At 61.5% G+C, this 18,603-nt stretch carries 17 protein-coding genes; 9 read left to right on the top strand and 8 right to left on the bottom strand.

The window, feature by feature from the left end; genetic code table 11:
- Window positions 1-11: 11 nt before the first annotated feature.
- The 4 genes from pepN to RF819_RS18575 all read right to left on the bottom strand — a co-directional run bounded on the left by pepN (window position 12) and on the right by RF819_RS18575 (window position 5,483).
- Entirely contained in the window at window positions 12-2,714 is a 2,703-nt protein-coding gene (gene pepN, locus RF819_RS18585) for an aminopeptidase N (protein ID WP_078366331.1), read from the bottom strand.
- A complete protein-coding gene (locus tag RF819_RS18580) occupies window positions 2,698-3,411 on the bottom strand; it encodes an HAD family hydrolase (RefSeq protein WP_143541766.1) in 714 nt (237 codons plus the stop codon). The genes pepN and RF819_RS18580 overlap by 17 nt, the downstream gene beginning before the upstream one ends.
- A gap of 11 nt (window positions 3,412-3,422) precedes the next feature.
- A protein-coding gene (gene prfB, locus RF819_RS21150; RefSeq protein WP_143541765.1) for a peptide chain release factor 2 occupies window positions 3,423-4,527 on the bottom strand; the annotation gives its coding sequence in 2 pieces (ribosomal slippage) (window positions 3,423-4,445 and window positions 4,447-4,527; 1,104 coding nt in all).
- Window positions 4,528-4,586: 59 nt separating this feature from the next.
- Window positions 4,587-5,483, bottom strand: coding sequence for an alpha/beta fold hydrolase (locus RF819_RS18575; protein ID WP_078366330.1), 897 nt, complete (start codon window positions 5,481-5,483; stop codon window positions 4,587-4,589).
- Window positions 5,484-5,600: 117 nt separating this feature from the next.
- On the opposite strand from RF819_RS18575, the gene RF819_RS18570 reads away from it, so the two are divergent.
- The 4 genes from RF819_RS18570 to RF819_RS18555 all read left to right on the top strand — a co-directional run bounded on the left by RF819_RS18570 (window position 5,601) and on the right by RF819_RS18555 (window position 8,708).
- On the top strand, window positions 5,601-6,662 hold the full coding sequence (locus tag RF819_RS18570; RefSeq protein WP_078366329.1) for an aldo/keto reductase: 1,062 nt from the start codon (window positions 5,601-5,603) through the stop codon (window positions 6,660-6,662).
- 18 nt (window positions 6,663-6,680) lie between these two features.
- Entirely contained in the window at window positions 6,681-7,181 is a 501-nt protein-coding gene (locus RF819_RS18565) for an aminoacyl-tRNA deacylase (protein WP_078366328.1), read from the top strand.
- Window positions 7,182-7,272: 91 nt separating this feature from the next.
- The gene (plsY, locus tag RF819_RS18560) at window positions 7,273-7,989 is read left to right on the top strand and encodes a glycerol-3-phosphate 1-O-acyltransferase PlsY (protein ID WP_078366327.1); all 717 of its coding nucleotides are present in this window, start codon (window positions 7,273-7,275) and stop codon (window positions 7,987-7,989) included.
- A 2-nt stretch (window positions 7,990-7,991) separates the two neighbouring features.
- Window positions 7,992-8,708, top strand: a complete 717-nt coding sequence (locus tag RF819_RS18555) for an amidotransferase (RefSeq protein ID WP_078366326.1) — start codon at window positions 7,992-7,994, stop codon at window positions 8,706-8,708.
- Here the strand turns inward: RF819_RS18555 and RF819_RS18550 are convergent.
- Genes RF819_RS18550 through RF819_RS18535 form a run of 4 tightly spaced genes read right to left on the bottom strand, consistent with a single transcriptional unit; the run spans window position 8,705 to window position 11,377 of the window.
- Complete coding sequence (locus RF819_RS18550) at window positions 8,705-9,214, bottom strand: HugZ family pyridoxamine 5'-phosphate oxidase (RefSeq protein ID WP_078366325.1); 510 nt, start codon at window positions 9,212-9,214, stop codon at window positions 8,705-8,707. The genes RF819_RS18555 and RF819_RS18550 overlap by 4 nt on opposite strands.
- Before the next feature lie 56 nt (window positions 9,215-9,270).
- Window positions 9,271-10,227, bottom strand: coding sequence for an HD-GYP domain-containing protein (locus RF819_RS18545; RefSeq protein ID WP_242473212.1), 957 nt, complete (start codon window positions 10,225-10,227; stop codon window positions 9,271-9,273).
- Between the two features lie 2 nt (window positions 10,228-10,229).
- Window positions 10,230-10,892, bottom strand: coding sequence for a TIGR02281 family clan AA aspartic protease (locus RF819_RS18540; protein WP_143541764.1), 663 nt, complete (start codon window positions 10,890-10,892; stop codon window positions 10,230-10,232).
- Window positions 10,892-11,377 carry a YajQ family cyclic di-GMP-binding protein gene (locus tag RF819_RS18535; protein WP_078366324.1) on the bottom strand — a complete coding sequence of 162 codons (486 nt, stop codon included), beginning with the start codon at window positions 11,375-11,377 and terminating at the stop codon, window positions 10,892-10,894. Before RF819_RS18535 ends, RF819_RS18540 begins: the two co-directional genes overlap by 1 nt.
- Before the next feature lie 37 nt (window positions 11,378-11,414).
- Between RF819_RS18535 and murB the strand changes: the two genes are divergently transcribed.
- The 5 genes from murB (at window position 11,415) to RF819_RS18510 (ending at window position 18,583) form a co-directional block, all read left to right on the top strand.
- Window positions 11,415-12,488 (top strand): UDP-N-acetylmuramate dehydrogenase, encoded by a 1,074-nt coding sequence (murB, locus tag RF819_RS18530; RefSeq protein WP_078366323.1) that lies wholly within the window; start codon window positions 11,415-11,417, stop codon window positions 12,486-12,488.
- A gap of 162 nt (window positions 12,489-12,650) precedes the next feature.
- Window positions 12,651-13,613: a complex I NDUFA9 subunit family protein gene (locus tag RF819_RS18525; RefSeq protein WP_078366322.1), complete on the top strand. Its 963-nt coding sequence runs from the start codon at window positions 12,651-12,653 to the stop codon at window positions 13,611-13,613.
- 321 nt (window positions 13,614-13,934) lie between these two features.
- A complete protein-coding gene (locus tag RF819_RS18520) occupies window positions 13,935-14,960 on the top strand; it encodes a virulence RhuM family protein (RefSeq protein ID WP_078366321.1) in 1,026 nt (341 codons plus the stop codon).
- A 124-nt stretch (window positions 14,961-15,084) separates the two neighbouring features.
- Window positions 15,085-16,038, top strand: a complete 954-nt coding sequence (locus RF819_RS18515) for a nuclease-related domain-containing protein (protein WP_078366320.1) — start codon at window positions 15,085-15,087, stop codon at window positions 16,036-16,038.
- Between the two features lie 16 nt (window positions 16,039-16,054).
- Window positions 16,055-18,583, top strand: a complete 2,529-nt coding sequence (locus tag RF819_RS18510; RefSeq protein WP_200224396.1) for a type ISP restriction/modification enzyme — start codon at window positions 16,055-16,057, stop codon at window positions 18,581-18,583.
- Window positions 18,584-18,603 lie beyond the last annotated feature (20 nt).

Raw genomic sequence — 18,603 nt, 5'->3', positions numbered from 1 at the left:
CCCGGGGTGGATCAATCGGCCAGGGCGCGTGAGATCACCTCGCGCACGTCGTTGCTCAGGTCCGCCTTGGCAGCCACCCGTTTCAGGGCTTCGTGGGCGGCGGTCTTGAAGGGCTCGGCCAGCTTTTTCCAGCGGTCCAGCGCACGCGCCAGGCGGGCGGCGACCTGTGGGTTGATGGTGTCCAACTCCAGCACCTGTTCACTCCAGAACACGTAACCCGCTGCATCACCGCGGTGGAAGGCGCCGGGGTTGGCGCTGCAGTAGCTGAAGATCACGCTGCGCGCGCGGTTCGGGTTTTTGAGGTTGAAGTCGGCGTGTTTCATGAGCGCGCGCACCGCAGGCAGCACCTGGCCACCGCGGTCACAGCAACCGGCTTGCAGCGCAAACCATTTGTCCAGCACCAGCTCCTCACCCTTGAACAGGCTGTGGAAGCGTGCCAGCGCGGGTTTGGCCAGCTCGTGGCCGCTGTGCACCAGGGCAGACAAGGCATTGAGCCGGTCGGTCATGTTGTCAGCGTCCTTGAAGCGCTGGTAGGCCTTGCCGGGCCAGACCGTGTCTTCCGAGCTGCGTGCGGCCAGGCACAGGTAGTTGAGCGCCAGGCCCGCCAGCGCGCGGCGGCCGCTTGACAGCGTGTCGGGGCGGTAGCTGCCGTTGGCCTTGTGGGTCTCAAACGCCCATTCCCAGTCTGCCAACAGTTCGCGCGCCAGTTGCTCGCGCATGGCTTCACGCACCGCGTGTACACGCTGCGGGTCGACCACGTCGAGCTGTTCGGCGATGTAGGTCTCAGAGGGCAGGGTCAGCACCAGTTCCTTGAACGCGGCGTCCAGTGTCGGGTGGCGCAGCACGGCGCGCATGGCCTCGACATAAGCATGATTCAGGCCTTTAGCCCTTATTCCGTCTGGGCTGTCCACTATGGATTGAATAGCGCTGCGCAGGGCAAGGCGTTGGCCGGCTTCCCAGCGGTTGAACGGGTCGTGGTCGTGCGCCAGCAGGGTCAGCAACTGGGCGTCGGTGTAGTCAAAGTCCAGGATCACCGGTGCGCTGAAACCGCGCAGGATCGAGGGCACCGGCTCTTCGTTGACGTTCTCAAAGGTGATCGACTCGCTGGCCTGGGTCAGCACCAGCAGGTGGCTGTCACCCACACTGGCCAGGTCGCTCTGGATGTGCAGGGGCAGAGCGGCGCCACTGGCACCCACCAGGCCCAGTTGGACCGGGATCACAAACGGCTCTTTGTTGTCCTGGCCCGGCGTGGCTGGGCAGCTTTGGCTAAAACTCAGGGTGTAGGTGCGCTCAGCCGCGTTGTAGTCGCCACGCGCTTGCAGGCGCGGTGTGCCCGCCTGGCTGTACCAGCGCTTGAACTGCGGCAACAGTTTGGCCAGAGCTGAGTCGGGGTTGGCGTCGGCCACAGCCTGGGCGAAGTCGTCACAGGTGACGGCCTGGCCGTCAAAACGCTCGAAGTACAGCGCCATGCCTTTGGCAAAACCGCTTCTTCCCACCAGGGTTTGCATCATGCGCACCACCTCGGCACCTTTTTCGTAGATGGTGACGGTGTAGAAGTTGTTGATCTCGATGTAGCTGTCAGGCCGCACCGGGTGGGCCATCGGGCCCGCATCTTCGGGGAACTGCGCGGTGCGCAACACGCGCACGTCCTCGATGCGTTTGACCGCGCGGGCAGACGGCTCGGCACACAGGTCCATGCTGAATTCCTGGTCGCGGAACACGGTCAGACCTTCTTTCAGGCTCAGTTGGAACCAATCGCGGCAGGTGATGCGGTTGCCGGTCCAGTTGTGGAAGTACTCGTGGCCAACGACCGACTCGATGTTGGCAAAGTCGACATCGGTAGCGGTGGCCTGGTTGGCCAACACGTACTTGGTGTTGAAGATGTTGAGGCCCTTGTTCTCCATCGCGCCCATGTTGAAGTCGCTGGTGGCGACGATCATGAAACGCTCCAGATCCAGCGGCAGGCCAAAGCGGGCTTCGTCCCAGATCACCGAGTTGATCAGCGATTGCATCGCGTGTTCGGTCTTGTCCATGTCGCCGGGGCGCACATAGACCTGCAGCAAATGCTCTTTGCCGTTGCGTGCCACGATGCGTTGTTCACGCGCCACCAGCTTGCCTGCCACCAGGGCGAACAGGTAGCAGGGTTTTTTGTGCGGGTCGACCCAGCGCGCGAAATGGCGGCCGTCTTCCAGATCACCTTGCTCGACCAGGTTGCCGTTGGACAGCAGCACCGGGTATTTGGCCTTGTCAGCGCGCAGCGTCACGCTGTAGCTGGCCATCACGTCCGGGCGGTCCATGAAGTAGGTGATGCGCCGGAAACCCTCGGCCTCACACTGGGTGAAGAACGAGTCGTTGCTGACGTACAGGCCCATCAGCTTGGTGTTTTTGATGGGGGCGCAGGTGGTGAAGATCTCCAGCTCAAACGCGCCTTCTTGTGGCAGGTTCTCCAGCACCAGCTGGTTGCCGTCCATCTTGAACGAGCAACCGGCGCCGTTGATCAGCACGCGCGCCAGGTTCAGCTCGTCACCGTCCAGGCGCAAGGCTTGTGCGGGCACCTCGGGGTTGCGGCGCAGCGTCATCTTGTTGAGGACGCGGGTCTTGGCCGGGTCCAAATCAAAGGTCAGCGCCACGGTGTCGATCCAGAACGCCGGGGCCGAGTAGTCGGCGCGGCGCACGGTGGTGGCCGCCCCCGATGCTTCAAGCAGTTGCAACATGTAATGTCTCCAGGAAATGTGAGTCGATCAGTTCAAGGTAATTCTTGGCGGACGCAATCACATGCGGCCCGGCCAGTTCGTCGGCGCTGTGGCCGCTGCAGATCGCCACAGCACGCATGCCAGCGCGGCGCGCGGCCTCAATGCCCAGTGGCGCATCTTCAAAGACAATACAGTCTTCAGGCCTGATACCCATTCGCCTGGCAGCTTCTAAAAATATAGCGGGTTGCGGTTTGCCTGGCAAGCCCTCGTCACCGCCCACCATCGCGTGGGGTGGCACTGGCAGCTGCAGGCGCTGCATTGCAAAAGCGATGTTGTGGCGATCACCGGCGGTGCCCACACCCAATTTGAGGCCGTGATGCAGGGCCAGCGCGGCAAACTGTGTGAAGCCAGGAATTTCCTCAAATACCGGGCCAAACAGGTCGCGGTAGAGCTGCTCTTTGATGGCGATGTAGGCCCAGGCCTCGTCGTCGGACATCTCGCGCTGGAACAGCTCACGCATACATTCGGCACCGGTGCGCCCGGTGGTGCGGCGCATCAGGTCGGCCAGATCGATCTGGATATCGTGGCGGCGGCAGAACTCGACCCAGCTCTGGGCATGGCTGGGCATCGAGTTGATCATCGTGCCGTCCATGTCGAAGATCAAGCCAGAAACCACGCCAGCCCTTTTGGATATTGGGCTGGCAGCTTCGCAAGTCATAGCGTCCTGCATCACACGCCTTGCTTCAAAGAGGCTTCGATGAAGGGGTCCAGGTCACCGTCGAGCACCTTCTGGGTGGCCGAGGTCTCAAAGTTGGTGCGCAGGTCCTTGATGCGGCTGTTGTCCAGCACATAAGAACGGATCTGGTGGCCCCAGCCCACGTCGGTCTTGGTGTCTTCGAGCTTTTGCTGGGCTTCCTGCTGTTTGCGCAGCTCAAAGTCATACAGGCGGCTACGCAGGCGTTTCCAGGCCACGTCGCGGTTGCTGTGCTGGCTGCGCCCGTCCTGGCACTGCACCACGATGCCGGTCGGGATGTGCGTCAGGCGCACCGCCGAGTCGGTCTTGTTGATGTGCTGACCACCGGCGCCGCTGGCGCGGAAGGTGTCCACGCGCACGTCGCTCGGATTGATCTCGATCTCGATCGAGTCGTCGATCTCGGGGTAAACAAACACGCTGGCAAAGCTGGTGTGGCGGCCACCTGAGGAGTCAAACGGGCTCTTGCGCACCAGGCGGTGCACACCGGTTTCGGTGCGCAGCAGGCCAAAGGCGTATTCCCCCTCAACCTTGAACGAGGCGCCCTTGATGCCTGCGGTGTCGCCTGCGGTTTCGTCTTCGATCTCGGTCTTGAAGCCCTTGCGTTCGCAATAACGCAGGTACTGGCGCAGCAACATGCTGGCCCAGTCGCAGGCTTCGGTGCCACCGGCGCCGGCCTGGATGTCGACAAAACAGTTCAGCGGGTCGGCCGGGTTGTTGAACATACGGCGGAATTCCAGACCCTTGACGATCTCTTCCAGGCGCGCTGCGTCTTCTTCGATGGTGATCAGACCGGCTTCGTCGTTGTCGTCGCGGCTCATCTCGAACAACTCAGTGTTGTCGGCCAGGTTGCTTTGCAGGTCGGTCAGGGTGACGACCACACCGTCGAGCAGTTTTTTCTCTTTGCCCAGCTCCTGGGCGCGTTTGGGGTCATTCCAGACCGTGGGGTCTTCCAGGCTGGCGTTGACGGTTCTCAGACGTTCGAATTTGGCATCGAAGTCAAAGATACCCCCGTAAATCAAGGGCACGGGCGCTGAGGTCAGCGAGGAGGTTGCCAATGGCGTTGATGCGTTCTGCTTCCATGATTGAGGTGTCCTGTGTGTGTCTGTTCGGCGAATAACCCGCTATTTTCTCACGCCGGGCTACCTGAGGAACGCTTCGATCAAAGCGGCCACCGCTTGGGGCTGGTCATGGTGCAGCATGTGGCCACAGTCGGGCAACACCTGCACGCGGATGTCGGGCACGGCTTGCAGGCGCTGGCGGTGCTCGGCCAGGGTGAATTTGCCCTTCCAGAACAGGGCAATGCCATCGTCCTCGGCCTCGACCATCAGGGTGGGCGCCGTGATCTGGCGGTGCACGCTGGCCACCTCGTCCACCCGGTAGAGCTGCGGGTTGGTCAGCTTGTGGGCGGCCTCGGCCAGGATTTGCCAGTGGCCCGGCGTGGCCTCCACCGACCAGTGGCCAGCCAGCCACTGCGCCTTGTCGGGGCTCAGGCGCGGGTTGTTTTTGATCAGGCGGGCCGCCACAGCGTCCAGCGAGGGGTAGGTCTTGAGCTGTGTGGCGTGCGGTACCTTGAGCTGGTCCAGCCACTGGGTGAAACGTTCGGTGGCCTGCTCCGGCTGGGTGGCAGGCAGGCCAAAACCCTCCAGATTGACCAGGCGGCGCACCCGCGCCGGGCGAATGCCGGCGTACAACATCGCAATGTTGGCGCCCATGCTGTGGCCCACCAGATGCACCGGGTCGTTGGGCGAAAAGTGATCCAGCAGCGCGTCCAGATCGGCCAGGTAGTCGGGGTACCAGAAGCTGTCGGCACCGTTGGAGGCGGTCAGCCCAAAACCACGCCAGTCGGGCGCGATGATGAAGTGGTCCTGCGCCAGCGCGTCCACCACAAACTGGAAACTCGCGCCTACGTCCATCCAGCCGTGTAACAACACCAGCGGCGTCTGGCCAGGCTGTGGCTGGCCCCACAGACGCACGTGATAGCTCAGGGTGCGGATCGGGACAAAGTGGCTTCGGGGGATGTTCTGGATAGCGTACATGGGGTGGATGATAGGGAGTCAGGTCGGTTCTTTTGGGCGTCAACAACCCGATGACCGGTGTGTGCCATGGCTTGAGCTTACACTTTTCGTTTTGGCTCTCTACCCTCTGTGTTACCTATGAAATCTGTGCAACTTGGCTCTAGCGACCTGTCTGTCTCGCCCATCTGTCTGGGCACCATGACCTTTGGTGAACAGGTCGATCAAGCTACCGCTTTTGCCATCCTGGACCGCGCGCTTGAGCTGGGCATCAACTTCATCGACACCGCCGAGATGTACGCGGTGCCCGCGCGTGCCGAAACCTACACCGCGACCGAAACAATCATTGGCCACTGGCTCAGCCAGCGCCCCGGTGTGCGCCAACGGCTGGTGCTGGCGACCAAGGTGGCCGGGCCCAGCCGCTCCATGCCCTGGGTGCGTGGTGGCAGCGCTGACCTGACCGGTGCCGACATCATTGCCGCCTGCGACGCCAGCCTCAAGCGCTTGCAGACCGATGTGATCGACCTCTACCAGATCCATTGGCCGGTGCGCAGTGTGCCCATGTTTGGTGGCCTGTATTTCAACCCGAGCGAGAACGAGGGTACGTCCATCCACGCCCAGCTGGAGGCGCTGGGCACCTTGGTGAAAGCGGGCAAGGTGCGTGCGGTGGGCTTGTCCAACGAAACACCGTATGGCGTGCACGAGTTTGTGCGCCTGGCCGAACAACACGGCCTGCCGCGCATTGCCACCGTGCAAAATGCCTACCACCTGCTCAACCGCAGTGTGGAAAACGCGCTGGACGAAACCCTTTACCGCCTGAATGTCTCGCTGCTGGCCTACTCGCCGCTGTCGTTTGGTCTGCTCACTGGCAAATACGACACCACCGGCCTGACCGGCCCGGGTGCCCCGGCAGAAGCGCGTCTGACCAAGTTTGAGTCCATGCGCAAACAGCGCTGGGGCCGGGCCGCAGCACAGGCTGCAGCCCTGCGTTACAACGCGCTGGCGCGTGAACACGGCCTGACACCCACCCAGCTGGCGCTGGCCTTCTGTTACAAGCAGTGGCGAGTGGCCAGCACCATTCTGGGGGTGACCTCGGTGGCCCAACTGGAGGAAAACGTGGCCGTCTGGGGCACGCAGCTGTCGGAGACCGTGTTGCGCCAGGTGGACGATATCCGCTGGGAGATGCGCGACCCGGCCATGTGAACACACAACGATTTTTGTATGGCCAAAAAAGACCACGTTTCTGAAACCCCTGCCACCCAGCTGCTCAAAGCCAGCAAGGTGGCCTTCACCGAGCACGCGTATGACTACCTGGAGCATGGCGGTGCCCTGCACAGCGCGTCTGAGCTGGGCTGGGACCCCTATGCGGTGGTCAAAACCCTGATCATGCAAGACCAGGACGCCAAACCCCTGGTGGTGCTGATGCATGGCAACCGCAAGGTCTCGACCAAAAACCTGGCGCGTCAGATTGGCGCCAAGACGGTGGAGCCCTGTGCACCCGAGGTGGCCAACCGCCACAGCGGTTACCTGGTGGGTGGCACCTCGCCGTTTGGCACACGCAAACAGATGCCGGTGTTCATCGAGTCGACCATCCTGGCGCTGCCCAAGATCCTGATCAACGGAGGCCGACGGGGTTATCTGGTGGGCCTGTCACCCCAGGTGTGTGTGGACCTGCTGGGTGCCAAACCGGTGTTGTGTGCACTGGCCGAGGTGCTGGGCTGAGCTGCGCTGCGTGGCCAGAGCCCGGCGCTGGCTGGCAAAATAGCTGATTTACACCCGCACCCGCGGGCAGCAGGAGTGTTTTTTGGAATCCATGCAAAGCTTTTTGCCAGTTTTGGCTGTGGTGGCTGCCTACTTGGTGGGCTCGTTGTCGTTTGCGGTGATTGTCAGCCGGGTCATGGGCCTGAGTGACCCGCGCACTTTTGGCAGCAAAAACCCGGGCGCCACCAATGTGCTGCGCTCTGGCTCCAAGGCAGCAGCAGTGATCACCCTGCTGCTCGATGCTGCCAAGGGCTGGCTGCCGGTGTTCCTGGTGGGCATTTACGGCCCCCAGTATGGCCTGCGCGATGGCACCCTGGCCATGGTCGGGCTGGCGGCTTTTCTGGGGCATCTGTACCCGGTGTTCTTCAAGTTTGTGGGGGGCAAGGGTGTGGCCACCGCACTGGGTGTGTTGCTTGGCGTGAGTGGCTGGTTGGGCCTGGCCACCTTGCTGATCTGGGTGCTGATGGCGCTGGGGTTCCGGTATTCGTCGCTGGCCTCGCTCACCGCTGCGGTGCTGGCGCCGGTGGTGTATGTGTTGGCCGGTGACACCTTCTGGATCAAGAACACCAGCGTGACCGTGGGCATCACGGTGATGGCATTGTTCCTGCTCTATCGCCATGCTGAAAACATCAACCGGCTGATCAAGGGCACCGAGTCGAAGCTGGGCAAAAAAGCCGCGCCACCTGCCGCTGTGCCAGACCACGGTGCCCACCGCGGCCACCCGCATCACCGGCATGGATCATCGGCCAAACACACCGGAAAACACTGAGTATGAAACTCTGCATCCTCGACAACGACACCCTCGACCCGGCGGTTGAGCCGACCTACAAAAGTTATGGCGCGATGACCGAGCGCCTGCTGCGCGACGCCGGTGCCACGGGCCAGATCGACCTGTTCAACACCATGCAGGGGCACTACCCCGCGTCGTTTGATGCTTATGACGCGGTGCTGCTGACAGGCAGCAAGGCCGACTCGTTCTCACAAGAGCCCTGGGTGCTGGCGCTGCGCCAGAAGGTCGAGCAGCTGCTGCAGGCCAAGAAAAAACTCATTGGCATCTGTTTTGGCCACCAACTGATTGCGCTGTGCCTGGGTGCCCGTGTGGGTCGGGCGCCGCAGGGCTGGGGTGCCGGGCGCATGGATTACCAGTGGCTGGCGCCTGATCTGCCACAGGCGCAGGGCCGCGAGCAGATTGCCCTGCTGGCCAGCCACCAGGACCAGGTGTTTGACCTGCCCGACGGTGCCCGGCTGCTGGCCACCAGTGAGTTTTGCCCGGTGGCCGCGTTTGCGGTGGAAGACCGGGTGTTCTGTGTGCAGCCGCACCCCGAGTTTGTGGTGGATTACAGCGCTTACCTGCTCAACAAACGCCGCAGCTCGCTGGGTGAAGACAAGTACCAGTCCTGCACCCAGAGCCTGGCCAAGGGTCACGACGGTGCTGCTGTGGCGCGTTTGATGGTGGCCTTCATCGAAGGCCAGGCCTTGCCCGCCTAAAGCGGCCTGAGCACGCTGCTGATCTCGTCGCTGGCCAGCGACCTGGCCGCACCAAAACCCGCGACCTGACGCGCCTGCGTCACGCGGATGCCCACAAAACTGAAGTCACCGAGCTGGGTCATCGGCTCGGCCTCGGGGAAACGCGCCAGGTAGGCGCTGCGGGCGGCTTGCCAGGCGCTGGTGCCGGGTTCCAGCCGGGTGGCCACACCGTCGAGCGAGATCCGGGGCAAGGCATGCACCGGTTCGCCAGCCACTTCGGCCTGCATCACCATCACCGAGACCGCCGGGTTGCGCAGCAGAAAACCGGTGTGGGGCGCCAACTGGCTGACATGGATCACCAGGCTGGCACTGTCGGGCTCCACCGCAAACGGCACCATCGAGACAAAGGGTTTGCCCTCGCTGTTGAGGGTGCCCAGCGACGCCGCCCGCTGGTTGGCCAGCAGGGCCCGTAACTCACGGGTCAGCCGGGGCTCATGAAAGGGTGGGGTGGCAGGCGCGGTATTCATGGTTAAATGGGCCTCTGGCCCTTATTTATAAAGGGCATCTAGCTATCAAAAACAGGTCAAGGCTCGGTGCTGCCCAGCTGCAGCACCAGGTGGTGGTTGATGCGTTCACGCACGGCCGAGGCCAGCAGTGCCGAGGCAATGCCTGCGCCCGGGCCCGAGGTGGCATGGCGCACCGGTGTGCGCAGCAGCCGGCCCTGTGCGTCGATCACCACCACCACATCGGGCTGGTTGGCCTGCGGGGTGCGCCGGGTCACGATCGCTACCCGGCCATCTTCGAGCTGGACAAAGGTGCCCGGCGGGCAAAAACCCACCATCTGCACCAGCGCCTGCCCCACCGCACCGCTGTGCTCCGAGGCCCCTTGGATCAGGTTACGGGCCGAGTCGGCGGCGCTTTGGCCCTCGCGCGATTCGCGCGGGCTGATCATCGCGGCGTAACGGTCGACCACTTGCAGGATGTGCGCCAGCCGCCGCTGTGGTGGCAATTGGCTCAGGGTCTGGGCTGAGTTGTCCTCTTGGTGGTGTTGCCGCACCACCTCCAGCCATAACGTGTCGCTGATGCCCTTGCTTTCAAGGATCTGGGCGCCTTTGGTCGGGTGTTCGTTGATGGTGATCTGCTGCTCACGTGTCGGGCGGCCGCGCTGGGTGGCCATCTCGTCCTGCAGCACCGTCATCGCCACGTTCATGGTGAGGGCGGCGCGCACCAGGCTGTCGCGTTGGGCGCGTGGCAGTGCCAGGTGGGCGGCGATCAGGTCACACAAGACCGCACACACCAGCGCGTGGGACGCGCTGTAACCCACTGGCGACTTGGTGGCCAGCTGAAACAGCAGGTACAGGCTCACATCGGTGTCCTGCTGCAGCAGGTCTTGTAACCAGCGGTCGTACTGGTGGATGCGCTGGGCAAATTCCTGCACGCTGTCGGGGTGGGTCAACACCACCGCCAGGCCGGACTCCAGGTCCGACCACAGGCCCAGCAGGTCTTCGTATTCACCCTCGTTCTTGACAATCAGGCCCATGCTCAAAAACGCTTGTCCAGCACCATCTGGTCGTTGTTGCGGTTCATCTGGAAACGGCCCAAAAAGTTGTTGCCCAGCAGCACATAAGGCATGGCGCCGTCGGACACCACCGCGTCGATGTCGTACAGCGTCACATCACCCACACGCAGCCGGTCGAGTTTGATGCGCCAGGCCGCAATCACGCCGTTGGCGGTGCTGATGCCCTGGGGCCGGCCTTTTTTGTAGTCCAGCCCGAACTGCTGGGCCTGCGCAACCGAGATGCCCACGTTGGTCGCGCCGGTGTCGACCATCATGGTGGCGCTGTGGCCGTTGATCTGACCCTGCGTCATGAAGTGGCCGCGCGAGTCGGCACTGAGCACAATGCGGCTGCCACCGGTCCCAGTGCCGCTGCTGCCGACACTGGCCGGGGCACCACCCAGGCGCAGCGTCTGGCGTTTGCCACCCACTTCCACCTGGGCCTGGTCACCCGAGAGGCTGACCAGCTTGACACCTTGCACGGTGTCACCCACACCCAGGCTGCGCGGCTGGCCGCCGTCAATCACCAGCAGCGCCTTGCTGCCCAGCAGCCCGGCCAGCGCCACACTTTGGGCGGCGGCCGGCAAGGCCACGGCACACAGCAGCGAGGCTGTGGCCAGGGCGGGCAGGGCGTGCAGCAGCGGGTTCATCAGTCGCGGTAGTTGTCAAAACTCAGCGGGATGTCGGTGACTTCTTTTTTCATCAGGGCTTGGGCGGCCTGCAGGTCGTCGCGGTCTTTGCCAGTGACGCGCAATTTGCCGTCCTGGATGGCGGCCTGGACCTTGATCTTGCTGTCCTTGATCAGGCGCTGGATTTTTTTGGCCAGCTCGGTCTCGATGCCATCACGGATCTTGATGACCTGCTTGACCTTGTCACCGCCGATTTTCTGGACGTCGCCCTTGTCCAGAAAACGCACATCCACCTCGCGTTTGGTGAGTTTGTTGCGCAGGATGTCCTCGATCTGGGTGAGCTGGAAGTCGGCGTCCCCAATCAGGGTGATTTCTTTGTCTTTGAGTTCAACAGCGGCGGGCGTGCCTTTGAAGTCAAAACGGGTGGCAATTTCCTTGGAGGTGTTTTCCACGGCGTGTTTCACGTCCACCATCTTGGCTTCACAAACGGTGTCAAAAGAGGGCATAGGAGTTCTCGCTAAATAAATGTTCGACAATTCCGCCATGTTAGTTCAGAACAATGTGCCGCTACAGGCCTACAACAGCTTTCACATCCTGGCCAAAGCCAACGCGCTGGCCCACATCACCACCCAGGCCGACATCAGCACCCTGCTGGCCGACCCCTTCTGGGCCAGCGAGCCCAAATTTGTGTTGGGCGGCGGCAGCAATGTGATCCTCACCGGCGATGTCAAACCACTGGTGCTCAAGGTCGAGATTTTGGGCCGCCGACTGGTGGCCGAGACCGACAAAGCTGTCATCGTCGAAGCCGGTGCCGGTGAAAGCTGGCACGACTTTGTGGCCTGGACACTGGCGCAGGGCTGGCCCGGCCTGGAGAACATGGCGCTGATCCCAGGCACCGTGGGCGCCGCGCCGGTGCAGAACATCGGAGCCTACGGCGTGGAGTTGCAGGACCGCTTTGACTCGCTCGACGCGATTGACCTGGTGACTGGTCAGGTGTTCACCCTGAATGCCGCCCAATGCGCCTTCGGTTACCGTGACTCTGTTTTTAAACATAGCAGTGCAGCCAATCCAGATGCGGGCCAGCAGGCCATTGGCCTCAAAGACCGAGCGCTGATCCTGCGTGTGCGTTTTGCCCTGCCCAAACCCTGGAAACCGGTGCTGGGTTACCTGGACCTCGAGAAAAAAATGGCCGAGCACGGTGTGGATCAGCCCACAGCCCAGCAGCTGTTTGACTGGGTTTGTGAGATCCGCCGCGCCAAACTGCCCGACCCGGCCGTGATAGGCAATGCGGGCAGCTTTTTCAAGAACCCGACGGTGACACCCGAGCAATGTGCCGACATCATTGGCCGCGACCCCAAGGTGGTGTTTTACCCGCTGGCCGATGGCAGCTTCAAACTGGCCGCGGGCTGGCTGATCGACGCCTGCGGCTGGCGCGGCAAGTCGGTCGGCAAAGCGGGCGTCTACGAGAAACAGGCGCTGGTGCTGGTGAACCGTGGCTCGGTCGACGGCCCGGATGGCGCCACCGGTGGCGAGGTCATGACCCTGGCCAAGGCGATCCAGACCAGTGTGTACGAGCGCTTTGGCATCTGGCTTGAACCCGAGCCGGTGGTGGTTTAACGCCTTTTTGGCCTCTGGCCCTTATGTCATCAGGGTGAGTAGCTATTTTTAGCAGAGCATTTCTGGTGCGCAGCCTGGGCAGACGGCTGGCACCCACGCGCCGCTTCGGGTTATCTGGGCGCCGGGGCGCAATCAGCCGCGTATTTGCCGCATGATCGCGCCATGAAAAAAATCCTTGTGCTTGGGGGTACCGGCTTTGTAGGTGCCCATGTGTGTGAAAAACTGGTGCGTGAGGGCTGGGCCGTGACCCTGCCGACCCGGCGGCGCAGCAATGCCAACGCACTCCAGCACCTGCCTGGCCTGACCGTGCTGGAATGTGATGTGCACGACGAGGCCGCCCTGGCCCAGGTGGTGGCTGGGCAGGACGCCGTGGTCAACCTGGTGGCCATCCTGCACGGCAACCAGGCGGCTTTTGAGCGCACCCATGTGACCCTGCCACGCAAGATCGCCAAGGCTTGCCTGGCCCACGGTGTGAAACAGCTGGTGCATGTCAGCGCCCTGGGCACCGACGCATTGCAGCCCCAAACCCTGCCGTCGATGTACCTGCGTTCCAAAGGTGAGGGTGAGGCGGTGCTGATCCAGGCTGCGGTGGGCGCAGGCGCTGATGCCTCGGGCCGCAACGGGTTTGACCTGAGCATCCTGCGCCCGAGCGTGATTTTTGGCGCCCAGGACAAGTTCCTCAACGTGTTTGCCAAGTTGCAGAAAATCTTCCCGGTGCTGCCCCTGGCCGGGGCCAACGCGCAGTTTCAGCCGGTCTGGGTGCAGGACGTGGCCAGCGCGGTGGTGCGCTGCCTGGCTGGCGCCAGTCAAGCGGCCTCACCACGCACCATCGAAGTGGTCGGCCCCGAGGTGTTCACCCTGAAACAGCTGGTGCAGCTGTCCGGCCAGCTGGCGGGCCTGGGCGGTGGTTTTGGCCGCCCCGTGTTGGGCCTGCCCGACTGGGCCGCCCGCATACAAGCCAAGCTGATGGGGCTGGCGCCGGGTGAGCCGGTGATGAGCACCGACAACCTCGACTCGATGAAAGTGCCCAACGTGGCCACTGGCAAGTTTCCTGGCCTGGACTCGCTGGGCATCACCGCCTCGGCCTTGCAGCCGATTGCGCAGGGGTATTTGCAGGGGAGGTAGGGGGTAGGCGAACGCGCTCATGTCGTCAGAAACGACATGAGCTTTATTCGTGTCGCCATATTGCAAAAACGAGGACATGTTTTGTTGACATGTCGTTGTGGGTGACATGCGCTCAAGCTGTTGAGTCTGGCCGATTGGGTCGAGTGGGCTGAAAGGCGGTTTTGCACGGATACTTTGGGTGCTGTATAGAACAACAGTTATCATCTTGGTCAGATGACTTCTGCACACCACGCAAAGCTATGACGCAGGGGGATTTCAGCTTTTGTTGCGCCATGCCTGCCATCTCACCGCCCGAAACGAGCCACACCGCCAGGAGGCGACATGAACAAGAAATCCGTTATTGCTGCCTCTCGCATCCGCTCGTCAGCGGCTGAATACCTCACTTTCGTGGCCGCCAGTGGCCAGGGGGGCGTGGAGGCGGTTTATGCCGATGAAAACGTGTGGCTCACGCAGAAGATGCTGGCGCAGCTCTATGACGTGGATGTTCGAACCATCAATTACCACCTGAAGAAGGTGTTTGCCGATAGCGAGTTGGAGGCAACTTCAGTTATCCAAAATTTTCGGATAACTGCCGCCGACGGCAAAACCTACAACACACAGCACTACAACCTCGCCGCCATCATTGCCGTGGGCTACAAGGTCAATTCCGAGCGGGCGGTGCAGTTCCGCAAATGGGCCACCGGCATCATCGAGTCGTTCACTGTCAAGGGTTTTGCGATGGACGACGAGCGCCTCAAGCGCGGCGGTTCCGTCCTGACCCAGCAATACTTCGAAGAGCAGCTTGCCCGTGTGCGTGAGATTCGGCTCTCGGAGCGCAAGTTCTACCAAAAGATCACCGACATCTACGCCACTTCCATCGACTATGACGTGACAGCGCTGGCTACCAAGCGTTTTTTTGCCACAGTGCAAAACAAGCTGCATTGGGCCATTCACGGGCAAACGGCGGCCGAGGTGGTTTATCACCGCGCCGATGCCACCAAGACACACATGGGGCTGACCAGCTGGACCGATGCACCAGCGGGCAAGATCCAGAGATTCGACGTTGCCGTTGCCAAGAACTACCTCACAGACGACGAACTTGCTCAGCTGCAGCGGCTGGTGTCTGCCTATTTGGACGTGGCTGAGAGCATGGCGCTGCGCAAAATACCGATGACCATGCAGGACTGGGAAACCCGTTTAAACCGCTTCATCGAAGCAACTGACCGTGGTGTGTTGCAAGACGCTGGCAAGGTGTCCGCAGAAATCGCCAAAGCGCATGCGGAAAGCGAGTTTGAAAAGTACCGCATCGTCCAAGATCAGCTGTTTGAAAGCGACTTTGACCGGCTGCTCAAGCAACTGCCCTCGTAGCGATGTGAGCCCCGCTGCACTGGGGTTTTACCCACAACGCTCTGCGGCACAACAGTCCAACCGGGGGCGGCTTGGGCTCCATGTGTGGCGGTATAGTTGCTCCCAAACGGGAGAAATAAACACCATGCTGATCAAATCAGCCGACGACAAAAGCAAGCGCCTTGCGCTGCTGGAAGACCTGCAACAGTCCAGCCTGCTGGACACCCGCCAAAAAGACTGGCTACGCGACGAACTGCGCCGCTGCAAAGCTGGAATGGAAGGTGAACGCGCAGCCGCCTTTTACCTTGATGGGCATTACAAAGACGGCCAAAACAATGTGTTGTTGCACGACCTGCGGTTTCTTGTTGATGGCGAAGTGGCCCAGATAGACCACCTGGTCATCAACCGCACCGGCTACATGGTGCTGATCGAGACCAAGAACTACTCGGGCGACCTGGAAGTCAACGCCCATGGCGAATTCACCGTGCGCTATGGGCGCGACCGTTACGGCATCCCATCCCCCTACGAGCAAAGCCGCCGCCACGCGCGCATCCTGGGTAAGCTGCTGGAGCGGCTGGAGATCAGCACCCGCACCGACAAGCTGCCCGAGTTTCACAACGTGGTCATGATGCACCCCCAAGCCATCTTTGAGCGCCCTGATCCCAAGGCCTTTGACACCAGCTTTCTCATCAAGGCAGACCAGTTCCCCTCCTGGCATGAAAAGCTGGTAGATGGCATTGGCACGGGCGGTATCTTCAAAGCGCTGTTCAATGTGCGCAGCCCAGACACCATCAAGGAATGGGGCGAAAAGCTCAAGCGCCAGCACCGCCCTGCGGACTTGCTGGCGCTGCCAGACTTCATGCAGCCCAAGCCGCATTTGGCGCAGGTGGCGCAGATACCCAAGCCCGCGGCGCCGGCGCCAATTGCCGCCCCTGCAGCAGCTGCGCCCGTTGATGCCGATGCCTCATTGGCCAAAAAGCTAATCTGCGCCCATTGCCGTGCGAAGATCAGCTTCCCCGAAGGCAAATTCTGCTGGGCCAAAGCCGAGCGCTTCGGCGGATTGCAGTATTGCAGGGAGCATCAGGGCTTGTTTGCATGACTATGGGGGAAATCCTTTGAAAGACTTGACTGTTGAGCATGCTGTCGCCGAATTTGGAGCGATGGCCAAAGCCAAGCTGGACAACCCGTCCGCGACTGGTGAGCCGGAAGATCAATTACGTGCGCCATTTGAGCTGCTCTTATCTCGCCTAGCTGTATTGGCCGGCTTCAAGGTCACCAATGTGGTGGCGGTGGGCGAAACATCACTTTCAGAAATCCGCACCCGACCTGACTACGCCGTCACGGTGCACGGAGCGCTGGCCGGATTCGTCGAACTCAAAGCGCCGGGCAAGGGCGCCGACCCCCGCAAGTTCAAAGGGGCTCATGACAAAGCGCAGTGGGCCAAACTGTCATCACTGCCCAATCTAATCTTCTGCGATGGCAACAGCTTCAGCCTTTGGCGCAACGGCGAACTGTCGCATCCCATCGTGCGCCTGGATGGCGATATCGAAACCTCTGGCGACGAGCTGTTGCCCGACAAGGGTCTGGTGGAGTTGTTCGAGTTGTTCCTGCGATGGCAACCGAAGCCACCGTCAAGCGCGAAGGAATTGGCCGAGGTCAGCGCGCGACTTTGTCGTCTTTTACGCGATGAAGTTACAGAGGCCTTAGGTAGAAAATTCGAGGCGCTAACTTCGCTGGCTACGGACTGGCGGGGCTTGCTTTTCCCGCATGCGAGCGACAAACAGTTTGCCGATGGTTATGCCCAAGCCGTCACCTTCGGTTTGCTGATGGCTCGCGCCCGTGGAATCACCATTGGAAACGATCTGCACAAGGTCGCCGACGAGTTGAAAGACAGCGCCTCGCTAATCGGCGCCGCTCTGCAACTGCTTACCGACAGCAAGGAAACTCGGCAAGAACTACAAACCGCCCTGCAAACGCTGGAGCGAGTGCTCGATGCCGTCAATTGGGCCAAGATCAGCAAAGGCAAGTCCGACGCTTGGCTGTACTTCTATGAAGACTTTCTAGAAACCTACGACAACGACCTCCGTAAGGCGACCGGCTCTTACTACACGCCGCCGCAAGTCGTCACGGCTATGGTGTCCCTGGTGGACCAGGCCTTGCGGGGACCAGGCTTCGATTTGCCACGGGGCTTAGGCACCGAAAGCGTCACCGTGGCTGACCCAGCTACCGGCACCGGCACCTACCTGCTCGGCGTGTTGCGCCACCTGGCGCAACAAGTGGAGAACGACGAAGGCGCTGGTGCCGTGCCGGGCGCCGTCGAGGCGGCGTTGCGCCGGCTGATCGCGTTTGAATTACAACTAGGTCCATTCGCTGTGGCCCAACTGCGCGTGCTCGCCGAGGTCCAGACCCTTACCGGCGCGCCACCGAGAACTGCGCCGCAGATGTACGTGACTGACACCTTAGGCAACCCGAACGACGATGGCGGTGCTTTCCCCGGATTCACCGCCGCTATCGGACAGCAACGCAAAGCCGCGAATCGGGTTAAGCGCGAACAGCCCATTACGGTGATCATCGGCAATCCTCCTTACAAAGACAAAGCCAAGGGTTTGGGCGGCTGGGTTGAAGGCGACGAGCGCGCGAAAGGTGCCTATGCACCTCTAGACGATTGGCAACCACCGAAAGCTTGGGGTCTGGGCGTTCACTCTAAACATCTTCGTAACCTCTATATCTATTTCTGGCGCTGGGCAGCCCGCAAAGTGTTTGAGGAACTGCCGGGCCAGCAGCCGGGCGGCGGCAGTGGCATCGTGTCCTTCATCACCGCGGCGGGTTTTCTCAGCGGCCCGGGTTTTGAGCGCATGCGTCAATCGTTGCGCCAGACCTGCCATCAGATTTGGGTCATCGACTGTTCACCCGAAGGGTATCAACCCGAAGTGTCGACTCGTATCTTTCAGGGCGTTCAGCAACCCATCTGCATCGTTATGGCGACGCGTTGGCGCGAAACTGGGCAGGCTGAAAAACCGCTGGCCCAGGTGCGCTGGCGCGCCCTACCTGCCGGCCACCGCAAAGACAAGCTGGCCGCTTTGCAGCAGCTGCGGCTGGACGGGCCGGACTGGCAGCAATGTCCGCAAGATGATCGCGCGCCGTTTCTACCAACTGCCGCCGGAGCGTGGGCTGACTTTGTATCGCTTGAGAAGTTATTTGACTACGACGGATCGGGTGTCATGCCGGGGCGCACCTGGGTGATCGCCCCAGATGCCGACTCGTTGGTCCGGCGGTGGAAGGTGCTGCAGGCAGCTAAACCAGAAGACAAGGAGAGATTGTTCCACCCGCATATGCGTGGAGGCAAGCTTGGCGACAAGCATGTAGGAAAAATCGTTGAAAAGCCGCTTGCAGGTATGCCGCCGAAACTGGTCAGCGTGGCGGATGACAACAGCGCCCCGCTTACACCTATTCGTTACGGTTACCGTTCGTTTGACAGGCAATGGATCCTGCCGGACTCCAGGCTTATCAATCAGGCGAACCCCAAACTCTGGCTGTGGCGATCTGATAAGCAAATCTCCTTCACTGCATTGATGGTCAAATCGCCAACCAACGGACCGGCGCTCACTATCACATCTGCGATCTCTGACTTAGGGCAACACTGATCAAGTCCCCAGTTGGCCCA

This window comes from Rhodoferax fermentans (genome assembly GCF_002017865.1).
In the GTDB taxonomy this organism is placed as follows: domain Bacteria; phylum Pseudomonadota; class Gammaproteobacteria; order Burkholderiales; family Burkholderiaceae_C; genus Rhodoferax; species Rhodoferax fermentans.
This window is presented reverse-complemented; position numbering and strand designations above follow the sequence as displayed.